This window comes from Azospirillum brasilense (assembly GCF_003349955.1).
Classification (GTDB): Bacteria; Pseudomonadota; Alphaproteobacteria; order Azospirillales; family Azospirillaceae; genus Azospirillum; species Azospirillum brasilense_B.
Map to the genome: position 1 here is coordinate 48628 of NZ_QLKQ01000005.1, position 13086 is coordinate 61713.

Sequence of the window (13086 nt, forward strand, 5' to 3'; positions counted from 1 at the left end):
GATCCCGCGACGGCCCTCCCCGGTCACGCCGGCCGGTCAGAACGGATGGGCCGCGCGGGAGCGCCGCCACCCGGCCAGCGCCCCGGCCAGTTGCGCGACGGCCGGCTCCCAATCGCCGGGGGCGGGCTGGTGGAACAGGCGGAGCGTCGGGTACCAGGGGCTGTCCGTGCGGTGTTCGAGCCAGCGCCAGCAGCCGTTGAATCGCGACAGCACCCAGACCGGCAGGCCCAGCCCGCCCGCCAGATGGGCCACCGACGTGTCCACGGTGACGATCAGGTCCAGGCAGCGCATCAGCGCCGCCGTGTCCGCGAAATCCGTCACCGCGTCCATCGGGTCGATCAGCGCCATGCCCGGCGGCGGCCCCTTGGCCTGGGCGGCGGGAGTGCCCTTCTGCAGGCTGACGAACAGAATGTCCCCGGCGGCGGCCAGCGGGGCCAGCGCGGCCAGGGTCAGGCTGCGCCGCCGGTCCACCGCGTTGGCCTTCGGGCTGTGCGGGCGCGGGTCGCCGGACCACACGAGCCCGACCTTGAGCCGCCCGTCCGCGGGCAGGCGCGCCCGCCACCGCTCCACCTCCGCCGGATCGGCGGTCAGGTAGGGGACGGTCGCGGGGATGCTGCCAAGCTCCGTTCCGAAGGCCCGCGGCAGGCTGAGCAGCGGGCAATGCACCTCCGTCGCCGGCAACCGGCCGTAGAGGTCGTACACGCCCTCCAGTCCGGGGATGCGCTCGATCAGGCGCCGCAGCCCGTTGTGGACGGCCAGATGGACCCGCCCGCCCCGCTCCGCCACCATCGGGGCGTAGCGCACGAATTGCAGCGTGTCGCCATGGCCCTGCTCGGCGTGCAGCAGGATGCTGCGGCCCTCCAGCGGTTCACCGGTCCACAGCCGGCCCGGCGCCTTGGGAACCGGGATCTCGCCGATCCGCCAGCGCTCCTCGTAATGCTCCCACCCCTCGCGCAGGCGGCCGCCGGTCAGCAGGACCAGCGACAGATTGAAGTGGGCCTGGGCGCTTTCCGGGTCCTGCCCGATGAGGGTGCGGAAGCCGGCCTCCGCCTCCTCCAGGCGCCGCAGGTCCAGGCAGAGCACGGACAGCGCGTTGAGGGCGGCGCCATGGTCCGGCACCAGGGTCAGGGCGCGGCGGCACAGCGCCTCCGCCGTCCGGAAATCCGCCAGCCCGGCCGCCGAGGAGCGGATCGTCTCGCCCATGTTCGCGTAGGCCACGGGATGGTCGGGGGACAGCGCCACCGCGCGCCGGTAATGATCCAGGGCCTGGGCGGTGTCGCCGCGCTCCTGCAAGGCGCTGCCGGCGTTGTTCCAGGGGTCGGGATAGCCGGGGCGGAGCCGGATGGCCCGGCGGTACTGGTGTCCCGCCTCCTCGCGGCGCCGCAGCCCGAGCAGCGCGCCGCCGAGGTTGTTGAGCGCCTCCGGAAAATCGGGGGCGAGGGCGAGCGCGCGTTGCAGCATGGGCAGGGCGAGGGCGTGGCCGCCCTTCTTCAGACACAGATCGGCCCGTTCGCGCCACGCCGCCGCCGAGTCCGGGCCGAGGCGCAGGACGCGCCCGAGCAGCCGCTCCGCCAGGTCCCGGTCGCCGCGCCGCCCGGCCAGGCGCGCGGCGTGTCCCAGCGCTTCCCCATCGGTGGGGAGCAGCGCCAGCGCCCGTTGGCCGGCCCGCTCGGCCACCACCGCCTCGCCCTGCTCCAGGGCCGCATGACCAAGGCTGCGCCACCCGTCCGGCAGCAGGGGCGACAGGCGCACCGCGCGCCGGGCCTGCCGGATTCCGATCCCCGGCCGGCCGGCGGCGACCGACAGCTTGGCGAGATTGACCTGCGGCTCGGCATAGGCGGGATCGAGCGCGACAGCCTGCCGGTAGGACCGCACGGCGGCCTCCACCCGGTCGGCCGAGCGGTGGCACTCGCCCAGCGAATTGCGGAAGACCGCGCGCGCCGGCTCGACGGCGACGGCGCGGTCGAGCCAGCGCCCGGCCGCCTCCAGAAAAACCTCGGCCAGCCCGGTCAGCCCGAGAAGATGCAGCGCGTCGCCCTTCGCCGGATCGGCGGCGAGCGCCCGGCGGTAGCCGGTGGCGGCCTCGCTCAGGCGTCCGGAGCGGTGGGCGGCGAGCGCCGCCGCCAGCCCGGCGCCCAGCGGGTCCGATGCCGGCCCCGCAACCGGCCCCGCAGCCGGCCGGGCCTCCGGTCCCGGAAGGGCGCGGCGGCCGGCGGACAGGGCGCTCAGCGCCGTCGCCAGCCGCGCGATGGGCGGCTCCCAGACACCCGGCTCCTCCTGGTAGAAGAGCCGCATCTTCGGGTACCAGGGGCTGTCCTCGCGATGGCCGAGCCAGCGCCAGCAGGCGTCGAACCGCGACAGCACCCAGACCGGCTTGCCCAGCCCGCCCGCCAGATGGCAGACCGACGTGTCCACGGTCACCACGAGGTCGAGTTCGTCGATGAAGGCCGCCGTGTCGGCAAAATCGCGGATGTGGCCGGTCCAGTCGACGACCTCCATCCCCGGCGGCGGCGCCTTGGCCTGGGCGCCCGCCGCGCCGATCTGCAGGCTGTAGAAAACCACGCCCGGAATTCCAGCCAGCGGCGCCAGGGCGTTCAGCGTCAGGCTGCGCCGCCGGTCGACCGAGTTGGCCTTCACGTCCTCCTTGCGCGGCTCGCCCGCCCAGACCAGACCGACCTTCAGCCGCCGCTCCCCGGCCAGCCGGTTCCGCCACGCCGGGCGGTCGGCCTCGTCGGGCCGCAGATAGGGCATGGCGGGAACGCTGTCCAGCCGGGTTCCGACGAGGCCGGGCAGGCTGAGCAGCGGCGCGCACAGGTCGCAGGCCGGCGGTTCCTCGTCCGTCCCGTACGCCGCCGCGACGCCGGGGGTGTTGGCGAGCAGGCGCTTCAACAGGGGCTGGACGTGCAGGACGACCCGCCCGCCGCGCTCGGCCAGCAGGGTGGCGTAGCGCACGAACTGCAGCGTATCGCCGTGGCCCTGCTCGGCGGTCAGCAGGATGCTCCGCCCGTTCAGCGGGCCGCCGTCCCAGGGCGGGGCGTGGCGCGGGAAGGCGTTGCCCCACATCGACCAGCGCGCCTCGTAGAGCGCCCAGCCATGGCGGAAATCGCCCTGCTGGAGCAGGGTCAGCGACAGGTTGAAGCGCCCGACGCCGCTGTCCGGGTCCAGCCGCAGGGCGCGCTTGCTCCAGCGCACGCTGGCCGCCCCGTCGCCCAGCGTGTGCCGGAGCAGGGCCGCGTTGACCAGGATCCCGGAATTGCCGGGGTCGAGCGTGACCGCGCGCCGGATCGCCGCGTCGCCGCGCCGGAAGTCGCCCATCATCATCCAGGCCAGGGATTCCTGCGCGTCCGCCGCCGCCGCCATCGGGTCGACGCGGCGGCACCGCGACGCCGCCAGCCGCGCCCCGTCGCAATCGCCGGCATGCATCAGGCCGAAGGCGAGGTGGCCCAGAGGCTCGGCCTGATCCGGAGCCAGCGCGACGGCGCGGTGCAGCGCCTCCACGGCGCGGCGGGTCTCCTTGATTTCGCACAGGGCGACACCGTGGGCGGCCTGGATGCCGGTGTCGCCGGGATCGGACAGCGCCGCCCGGCGCAGCAGCCGGACCACGGTGTCCGGCTGGTTCAGGGGTTGGAACAGAACCGCCAGATTGCGCCATCCCATGGCGAAGGCCGGGTCGGCGATCAGGGCGCGCACGGCCAGACGGCGCGCCACGCCTCCCGTGCCCTGGTCCTGCATCATCATGGCGAAGGCCGTCAGCGCCTTGGGATAGTCCGGACGCAGCCGCAAGGCCCGCGTGAAGGCGATGGACGCCCGTCCCTTCCGCCCGGTCAGGCGCAGGGACTCGGCGAGATTGTGCATGGCCTGCGCCCGGTCCGGAGCGAGCAGCATGACGCGCGCGAAGCAGCGCGCGGCGCGGTTGTGACGCCCCTCCTTGAGCGCGAGGCCGCCCAGCCGGAGCCACGCCTCCTCGTTGCCGCCATCGACGGCCAGGATGCCGCGCAGCACGGCCTCCGCGCTTTGGGGGGCGGTCTGGGGGGCGGGATGTCCGGGAGCGGAGGGAGTCGGCATGGCGGCGGTTCGGGAGCGGCGGGGTTGGAGCGGCGGAAGGAGTACAACACATCCGCCACCGCCAACGCACGCGACTTCGCGTCCGCGCCAATGCCCCATCCGCTCCGCCGCCATCCGCTCCGCCGCCCGTTGCGGCGGTCAGCCGCGGGAGCGGCGTTCCCGCCAGAGCAGGGCCAGCGTCACCACCAGACCGGTGAACAGCACGGCCACCGCCGGCGACGGCGCCCACCCGAACAGCCCGGCAAGCCCGCGAATGCCGGCGGACACGCCCTGCGCCTGGGCGGCCACGCCCTGCGCCTGCTCGGCAAGGTCCTGCACCTGCTGGGTCACCTGCAGCACCGGCGCCACCACCTCGGCGACCACGCCGAGGGACCCGCCGATCGCCAGCGTCCCCGCCGCGGCCCGGACGGCACCGGCGGGCACGGACGGCGTCGCCGGTTCCACCGTCTGGGCCATCGGTCCGTCGTCGAGGGCGCGCCGCCAGTCCGCACCACGGAACAGCAGTTCCTCGGCCCTCCGGCGCCGCACCAGACCGGGCAGCACCCGGCCGCCGCCATAGACCCACGCGCCGAACGCGGCAGCGGCCCCGTCGGTGTCGCCGGCGTTCAGCTTGCGCAGCAGGGTGGAGGGCTTTCCGCTGCGCAGGCGGACGAAGCCGTCCTTTCCCGGGTCCTTGCCCTTCCTGGACCGCCCCGCCCCGATGTTGAAGACGAAGTCGATCAGCGCGGCCCGCTGCCCGTCGGTCAGCGGCACGGTCACCGCGCCGTCGACCACCCGGGCGGCCTCGGCCAGATCCTCGGCGAGCAGGCGCTCGGCCTGTTCGGTCGTGATGGCGTCGCCGGGGGTCACCGCCCGGGTGTGGCCGTAGCCGATGGTCCAGACGCCGGCGGGACAGCGGTAGGCGGTTCGGGACAAACCCTCGAAATGGCGGGCCAGATCGAGGGCGGCGGGCGGCGGCGCCGCCCGGAGGGTGGTGGTCATGGTCGCTCCTGCGAAGGATCGGGACGGGTGTCGTTCGAGGCCGGCGGGTCATCACGGGTCCGCACCGGCGGCGGAACGCACGGCCAAAACGACGACGCCCGCCGCGGCGGAGCCGGGCGGGCGCAGTTCGGGTGCTGATGCCTGCACTAAGGATTATTTTCCTTGATTTGTAAAGCGCTTTCTTCGTCCCGCCCCTCTGGGCCGGGCTATGCGAACACCATGTCCGGCACCGCCAGCGCGGCCAGCTCCGGCAGGTCGCGGGAGCGGGCGTCGGTGACCAGCGTGTCGATGCCCTCCACCGGGCAGAAGCTGACCCGGCTGGCCTGCCCGATCTTGCTGTGGTCGGCCAGGATCACCGTGCGGCCGGCGTTGCCGACCATGGCGCGGGCGACCTCCGCCTCGCGCGGGTCGAAGCTGGTGGCGCCGTAGCGGGGGTGCAGCGCCACCGGCGACAGCAGCGCCATGTCGGCGCGGTAGCGGTGGATCTCCGCCACCGTGCCCTCGCCGAAGGTGGCGGGCAATCCCTCGTCCACCCGGCCGCCGAGCAGCACCACCCGGCTGCGGTTCTGGTTGGCGACGGTCTGCGCCACGTCGAAGGAGTTGGTGACGATGGTCAGGCCGGGCAGGCTCGCCAGCTCCTCCGCCAGGGCCGACACCGTGCTGCCGAAGTCGAGGAACAGCGTCTGGCCGGGCGAGACCAGCCGCGCCGCCGCCTTGGCGATGGCCCGCTTCTCCTTCAGGCGGACCTGGCTGCGCACGGCGATCGGGGGCTCCGGCTCCGGCCCCACGGCGACGACGCCGCCATGGACGCGGCGCAGCTCGCCGCGCGATTCCAGCTCCACGATGTCGCGCCGCACCGTCTCGCGCGACACGCCCAGGTCCCCGGCGATGCGGTCGGTGGACACACGGTGCAGCGCCGTCAGCAGGGCGCGGATGCGCTGGTGGCGTTCCTCCTGAAGCATCGCTCAGGCCACCTTGCGCCGGGTCGCCAGCGACAGGGCGCCGCGCATGGCCAGCGCCGCCGCCGCGACCGCCGCCATGATGCAGGTGGAGAAGGCCGCCGCCTGCGACACGAAGCCGGCCTCGTCCAGCCGCATCACCGTCACCGCGGCGAGGTTGGTCGAGGGGGTGACCAGGAAGATGATCGCCGACAGCGTGACCATGGAGCGCATGAACAGGAAGAAGAAGACCGACAGCAGAGTCGGCACCATCACCGGCACCACCACGTCGCCGAGCACCCGCAGGACGCCGCCGCCGAGGCAGCTCGCCGCCTCCTCCAGCGCCGGCGGCACGGCGCGCATTCCGGTGACCATCGTGAGGAAACCCTGCGTGTGGTAGTGGTAGAAGTTGCACAGCGCCAGCAGAAGCACCGTGCCATACAGCATGTGCAGTGGCGTTCCCGCAAGGTTGAAGGCGAAGATGTAGGACAGGCCGAGCACCAGTCCGGGCACGCCGACCGGCAGGACGGCCAGCAGATAGACCGCCTTCGCCACCCCCGGCGGCATCCGCCGCAGCCCCAGGACCAGGGCGAAGAGCAGCGCCGTTCCGATCGCCGCCGCCCCCGCCGACACGGCGAGCGAGGTCCACAGCGGGTCGTAGCCGCCGCTGAGCGTGATTGAATAGTGCTTGAGCGTGAGGTCCAGCCGGTAGGGCCACAGCCGGACGAAGCTGGCGAAGACCACCGTCGCCACCACCGCGACGATGGAGAGGGCCAGCGTCATGGTGGCGAGGAACAGCGGAATGTCGCGCATCGGCACGTAATCGGGCACCGGCGCCAGGGCGCTTTCCGAGGCGGTGCCGAACTGGCGCTGGGCGGCCACCCGCTCGATGTAGACGGCGATGCCCGTGGGCAGCAGCAGCAGGATGCCCACCGCGGCGCCGATGCCGAACCTCATCTGGCCGGTGACCTGGTTGTAGATCTCGGTCGCCAGGACGGAGAAGTCGCCGCCGATGGTCACCGCGTTGCCGAAGTCGGTGATCGTCACGGTGAAGACCACGAAGCCGGCGCTGAGCAGGCCGAACTTCACGTTGGGCAGGGTGATGCCGAGGAACTGCTGCCAGCGCGTCGCCCCCATCACCTCCGCCGCGTCGTAATAGCGGGCGTCGGACTGGCGCAGCGCCGCCTGGATGATCAGCACCGCCTGGGGCAGCGCGTAGAGCACGTTGGCGATCAGCAGGCCGGGAAAGCCGTAGATGTTCAGCCGCGTGCCGATCAGGTTGCTGACCAGCCCGTTGCGGCCCAGCAGGAAGATCAGGCCGAGGCCGAGCACCAGCGACGGCGCCAGCAGCGGCAGCGACAGGGCCGCCGCGACGAAGCGCTTGCCCGGGATGCGCGTCCGCTGCACGGCGTAGGCGACCATGAAGCCCAGCAGCAGGCAGACCACCGTGGTGGCGCCGCCGACCAGCAGGCTGTTGCCCACCGCGCGCAGGATGCCCGGCGTCCGGAACAGGGCCAGATAGTTGGCGAGGCCGACGCCGCCCTCCTCCTCCAGGACGCTGCGCCAGACGATGGTGCCCAGCGGCAGCAGAAAGAACAGGACCAGCGCCACCACCGGCACCAGAACGCAGGCTCCGTAAAGCAGCCGCTCGTCCAGCGGGCGGTGCAGGCGGCGGGGCCGGGCGGCGTTGGGCGTCTTGCCGGGAAGGGTCAGGGCGGGCATGGTCATGCGCGCACCCAGGCGCAGGCGTCCGCCGCCACCGACACGTCCACCGCCGCACCCGGCCCGACGCCGGGGTCCTGGTGGGTTTCGGCCAGCAGCTCCCGACCCCGCCAGGACAGGCGCAGCCGGCGGATGTTGCCGAGGAAGGTCAGGTCGATCACCCGCCCTTCCCCCTCCGCCGCGGCAGCCACGGCGACCCGCTCCGGGCGGACGCAGGCCTCGTAGGCGTTCTCCGCCCCGTTCGGACGGCCGGGCAGCAGGTGGGGCATGGCGTCGCGCACCCAGCCGGTCGGCAACAGGTTGCTGCTGCCCATGAAATCGGCCACGAAGCGGGTGCGCGGGCGCAGGTAGAGGTCTTGCGGCGTGCCGACCTGCTCGATCAGCCCGTGATTCATGCAGACGACCTTGTCGGCCAGGGTCAGCGCCTCCTCCTGGTCGTGGGTGACCATGATGGTGGGAATGCCCAGCCGGCGCTGCACGTCGCGAATCTCCGCCCGCAGGTCGGCGCGCACACGGGCGTCGAGCGCCGACAGCGGCTCGTCCAGCAGGATCAGCGACGGGTCGACGGCCAGCGCGCGGGCCAGCGCCACGCGCTGCTGCTGCCCGCCGGAGAGCTGCCAGGGGTAGCGGTCGGCGAGTTGCGGCAGCTTGATCAGCTCCAGAAGCTCCTTCACCCGCGCCGCGATGCGGTCGCCGGGCGCCTTGCGGATCTTCAGGCCGTAGCCGATGTTCTCGGCCACCGTCATGTTGGGAAACAGCGAATAGGACTGGAAGACGATGCCGAAGCCGCGGTCGCGCGCCGGCACGGCGCCGAGGTCCCGCCCGCCCATCAGCAGCTCGCCCGTGTCGTAGGGCATCAGCCCGGCGACGATGCGCAGCAGCGTGGTCTTGCCGCAACCGCTCGGCCCCAGCAGGCAGACGAATTCCCGCTCCTCCACGGTCAGGTTGATGCGGTCGAGGGCGACGAAGCCGTCGAAGGTCTTCAGGAGGTTCTTGATCTGCAAATCCATGGCGCGGCCATCTGGAGCGGGAGAGGGATGGAAAGGCCCTCCTCTCCCGCTTTGGGAGAGGAGGCTCTGCCTCAGCGGCCGATGCTGCCCTGCCAGGTCTTCAGGATGGCGTCGCGCTCCGCCGCGGACTTGGCGAAGTCCATCGGGTAGAGGACCTTCTGCACGTCCGCCGGCAGGCCGGCCTCCTCCGCCGCCTTGGCGACCGGGGCGCCGGGGATCGTCACGATCTCCTTGTACTTGGTGTAGAGCGCGGCGGCCTTGGGCGACAGGGTCCAGTCGAGGAAGCGCTTGGCGTCCTCCTTGTTCTTCGACGTCTTCATCAGCGCCGACGCCTCCAGCTCGTAGCCGGCGCCGTCGGTCGGGATGACCATCTTGAGCGGGAAGCCCTCCTCGACCGACTTGATGGCCGCGAAGGCCAGCGAGGCGCCGATGGCGAACTCGCCCGAGCGGGCCGACTTGCAAGGCTTGGAGCCGGACTTGATGTACTGGGCGATGTTCCCGTCCAGCGTCTTCAGGAACTGCCAGCCCTTCTCGTTGCCCTGGCTCTGCAGGATGGCGGCGATCTGGAGATAGCCGGTGCCCGAGGAGACCGGGTTCGGCATCACCACCTCGCCCTTGTAGACCGGGTTGGTCAGGTCCTTCCAGGAGGTCGGGACCGGCAGGTTCTTGGCCTTCAGAAGCTCGGTGTTGACGCAAAAGGCGGCCATGTAGCCGGTGGCGGCGAACCAGCTGGCGTCCGCCCCCTTGTAGGCGGCCGGCAGCGCGTCGGAGCCCTTGGCGGCGTAGGGCTCGACCAGAGCCATGACGCGCGGGTCGAGCATGTTGGTGACGGCCCAGCCCCAGATCACGTCGTGCTGCGGGTTGGACGCCTCGGCCAGCATGCGGGCGCCGAGGTCGCCGGTGGACAGGCGCAGCACCTTCAGGTCGATGTCCGGCAGGTCCTTCTTCGCCGCCGCCACATAGTCGGCGATCTCGTCCTCCTCCAGCGCCGTGTAGACGGTCAGCGTTCCCGCCTGCGCGACGGCCGGCAGCACCGCCACGCCCATGAGCACCACGCCGGCCAGCAGCGACTTCCCAGCAAACTCCACCATCGCCAATCCCCTCTGTTCCGCATGCCCTTTCCCGGCGCTCAAGGCCGGTGGCGAACCCTTGCTCGCCGTGGATTTAAGTGGAGGTTTGCACTTCTGTGCGTTTGTGTCTACCATGATTGCACAGTTGGCGTGCATTTGCGCAGCCGCACAAAAACAAGGCAAATCATGAGCCCCATCACCAAGGACGCGACCATCGACCGTGCGGCGTTGACCGGGGAACTGGCCGGGGAGTTGACCAGCTTCGCCGCCGCCCTGGCCGACGAGGCGCGCGGCCTGTCCCGCCGCTGGTTCCGCACGCCGGTCGCCATCGACACCAAAGCCGACGACAGCCCGGTGACCATCGCTGACCGCGAGGTGGAAGCCGCGCTGCGCCGCCGCATCGCCGAGCGTTTCCCGGACCATGGAATCTTCGGGGAGGAGCATGGCCGCGACCGGCTCGACTCGGAGATCGTCTGGGTGATCGACCCCATCGACGGCACGCGCAGCTTCATCAGCGGCTGGCCGGTCTACGGCACGCTGCTGGCGGTGCTGGAACGCGGGGTCCCGGCGGTCGGTGTGATCGACATGCCGGTGCTGGGCGAACGCTGGACGGGACGCGCCGGCGCCCCCACACTCTACAGCGACGGAACGGGAGCGGAGCGGCCCTGCCGCACGCGCGACTGCCGCCGGCTGGCCGACGCCACGGTCTACACCACCTCGCCCGACGCCTTCGACGCGGCGGGGCTGCGGGTGTTCGAGACGGTCAGCCGGCAGGCGCGGACGCGGCGCTTCGGCGGCGACTGCTATATCTACGGGCTGGTCGCCTCCGGCCACATCGATCTGGTGATCGAGGCCGGGCTCCAGCCCTATGATTATCTGGCCATGCAGCCGGTGATCGAAGGGGCTGGCGGGGTCATCACGGATTGGCAGGGCAAGCCGCTGACCATGGACTCCGACGGGCGGGTGGTCGCCGCCGCCACCGCCGACCTGCACGCCGAAACCATCGCCGCCATCGCGCGGGCGGCGGGTTGAGCGGACGAACCGAGGAGGGGGAGAGGGGACGCCATGGCATTCGCCCACACTCTGGCCGGGACGCGGTACCAGTTTCCCGATCTGAAGACGCTGCTCGCCCGCGCTGCGCCGCCGCGCTCGGGCGACGCGCTGGCCGGGCTGATCGCCGCCAGCGCGGCGGAGCGGGTGGCCGCGCAGATGGCTCTGGCCGACCTGCCGCTGCGCCATTTCCTGACCGAGGCGGTCGTCCCCTACGAGGCGGACGAGGTGACCCGGCTGATCGTCGACGGCCATGACGGCGCCGCCTTCGCCCCGGTCGCCCACCTGACCGTCGGCGGCTTCCGCGACTGGCTTTTGTCGGAGGCGGCGGACGCGGCGGCCCTGACGGCGCTCGCCCCCGGCCTGACGCCGGAGATGGTCGCGGCGGTGTCGAAGATCATGCGCTTGCAGGATCTGATCGCCGTCGCCGCCAAGGCCCGCGTCGTCACGCGCTTCCGCAACACCATCGGTCTGCCGGGACGCCTCTCCACCCGGCTGCAGCCCAACCACCCGGTGGACGACCCGCGCGGCATCGCCGCCAGCGTCCTCGACGGGCTGATGTACGGCAGCGGCGACGCGGTGATCGGCATCAACCCGGCGACCGACAGCGTGGAGGCGATGACCGCCCTGCTGGAGATGCTGGAGGAGCTTCGCCTGCGCACCGGCGCGCCGATCCAGTCCTGCGTGCTCGCCCATGTGACCACGGCGCTGCGGGCCATGGAGCGCGGGGCGCCGGTCGATCTGGTCTTCCAGTCCATCGCCGGGACGGAGGCCGCCAACCGCGCCTTCGGCGTCTCGCTGGCCCTGCTGGACGAGGCGTGGGAGGCCGGACGGGCGCTGAACCGCGGCACGGTCGGCGACAACCTGATGTATTTCGAGACCGGCCAGGGCAGCGAGCTGTCGTCCGGCGCGCACGAGGGGGTGGACCAGCAGACGGTGGAGGCGCGCTGCTACGCCGTCGCCCGCCGCTACCGGCCGCTTCTGGTCAACACGGTGGTCGGCTTCATCGGGCCGGAATACCTCTACGACGGCAAGCAGATCACCCGTGCCGGGCTGGAGGATCATTTCTGCGCCAAGCTGCTTGGCCTGCCGATGGGCTGCGACGTCTGCTACACCAACCACGCGGAAGCCGACCAGGACGATATGGACGCCCTGCTGACCCTGCTCGGCGTGGCCGGCTGTACCTTCATCATGGGGGTGCCGGGTGCCGACGACATCATGCTGAACTACCAGAGCACCTCCTTCCACGACGCGCTCTATGTGCGTCAGCTGCTCGGCCGCCGCCCGGCGCCGGAGTTCGAGGCGTGGCAGCAGGCCGCCGGCATCGCCGATTCCACCGGGCGCCTGCGCTTCGACCCTGCCGCATCCTCTCTTCTGCCCGCCCTGCCCCTGCCGGAGGAGCAGCCATGACCGAGTCCAAAGCGGTGCCCCTTCCCTCCCCAGCCCAGCCCGATCGCTGGGCGCATCTGCGCCGCCACACCGACGCGCGGATCGCGCTGGGCCACGCCGGGAGCGGCCTGCCGACCGCCGCCCACCTCGCCTTCCAGGCCGCCCACGCCCAGGCGCGCGACGCCGTGCACACGCCGCTCGACGCCGCGGCGCTGCTGGCGGCGCTGGCAGAGCGCGGCTGGCCGGCGGTCGCGGTGACCAGCGCGGCGACCGACCGCGCCGCCTACCTGAAGCGCCCGGACCTCGGACGGCAATTGTCGGAGGAGTCGCAGCGCCGCCTGTCGGAGCCCGTCCGCGCCCCCGACGTAGTGCTGGTGATCGGCGACGGGCTGAGCGGCACCGCCGTGCAGGCCAACGCCGTCGCGGTGCTGGACGTCCTGATCCCAACGCTCCAGGCGGCCGGGCTGCGGGTCGGGCCGGTGGTGGTGGCGGAGCAGGCGCGGGTGGCGCTGGGCGACCCGGTCGGCGCGCTGCTCCAGGCGCGGGCGAGCGTCGTCCTGATCGGCGAGCGGCCGGGGCTGAGCGCCGCCGATTCACTGGGCCTCTACCTGACCTGGGAGCCGCGCCCCGGCCGGGTGGACAGCGAGCGCAACTGCATCTCCAACGTCCGAGTCGGCGGCCTCGCCCCCGCCGCCGCCGCCGCCCAGGCGGCCGCATTGCTCGGCGCGATGTTCGCCCAGCAGCGCTCGGGTATCCGGCTCGATAGCCCGGCTCCCGCCGCCCCGCCGGAACTGCCGGGGGCCGGCGCCCCGTAACCGATTCGCACCGGTGCGGCGGCGGAATGTTCGCATTCGTCTTAAT

Annotated in this window: 9 protein-coding genes; 3 read left to right on the forward strand and 6 right to left on the reverse strand. The window is 72.4% G+C overall.

All coding sequences use genetic code 11. The annotated features are described in order from the left end of the window. Window positions 1–36: 36 nt before the first annotated feature. The 6 genes from DXK32_RS33400 to DXK32_RS03595 all read right to left on the reverse strand — a co-directional run bounded on the left by DXK32_RS33400 (window position 37) and on the right by DXK32_RS03595 (window position 9807). A complete protein-coding gene (locus DXK32_RS33400) occupies window positions 37–4065 on the reverse strand; it encodes a tetratricopeptide repeat protein (RefSeq protein ID WP_162801059.1) in 4029 nt (1342 codons plus the stop codon). Window positions 4066–4203: 138 nt separating this feature from the next. Further along, window positions 4204–5046 (reverse strand): glycoside hydrolase family protein, encoded by an 843-nt coding sequence (locus DXK32_RS33610; RefSeq protein WP_114857273.1) that lies wholly within the window; start codon window positions 5044–5046, stop codon window positions 4204–4206. Between the two features lie 206 nt (window positions 5047–5252). Beyond that, window positions 5253–6008 (reverse strand): DeoR/GlpR family DNA-binding transcription regulator, encoded by a 756-nt coding sequence (locus tag DXK32_RS03580; RefSeq protein WP_114857274.1) that lies wholly within the window; start codon window positions 6006–6008, stop codon window positions 5253–5255. Window positions 6009–6011: 3 nt separating this feature from the next. After that, window positions 6012–7712, reverse strand: a complete 1701-nt coding sequence (locus DXK32_RS03585) for an ABC transporter permease subunit (RefSeq protein WP_205215636.1) — start codon at window positions 7710–7712, stop codon at window positions 6012–6014. Then, window positions 7709–8716: an ABC transporter ATP-binding protein gene (locus tag DXK32_RS03590; protein ID WP_114857275.1), complete on the reverse strand. Its 1008-nt coding sequence runs from the start codon at window positions 8714–8716 to the stop codon at window positions 7709–7711. The genes DXK32_RS03585 and DXK32_RS03590 overlap by 4 nt, the downstream gene beginning before the upstream one ends. Window positions 8717–8787: 71 nt before the next feature. Further along, window positions 8788–9807 carry an ABC transporter substrate-binding protein gene (locus tag DXK32_RS03595; RefSeq protein ID WP_205215637.1) on the reverse strand — a complete coding sequence of 340 codons (1020 nt, stop codon included), beginning with the start codon at window positions 9805–9807 and terminating at the stop codon, window positions 8788–8790. A 165-nt stretch (window positions 9808–9972) separates the two neighbouring features. On the opposite strand from DXK32_RS03595, the gene hisN reads away from it, so the two are divergent. Genes hisN through eutC form a run of 3 tightly spaced genes read left to right on the forward strand, consistent with a single transcriptional unit; the run spans window position 9973 to window position 13040 of the window. Next, entirely contained in the window at window positions 9973–10818 is an 846-nt protein-coding gene (gene hisN / locus DXK32_RS03600) for a histidinol-phosphatase (protein WP_114857276.1), read from the forward strand. A gap of 33 nt (window positions 10819–10851) precedes the next feature. Further along, a complete protein-coding gene (locus DXK32_RS03605; protein ID WP_114857277.1) occupies window positions 10852–12246 on the forward strand; it encodes an ethanolamine ammonia-lyase subunit EutB in 1395 nt (464 codons plus the stop codon). Further along, window positions 12243–13040, forward strand: a complete 798-nt coding sequence (gene eutC, locus DXK32_RS03610; RefSeq protein ID WP_114857278.1) for an ethanolamine ammonia-lyase subunit EutC — start codon at window positions 12243–12245, stop codon at window positions 13038–13040. The genes DXK32_RS03605 and eutC overlap by 4 nt, the downstream gene beginning before the upstream one ends. Window positions 13041–13086: the final 46 nt, after the last annotated feature.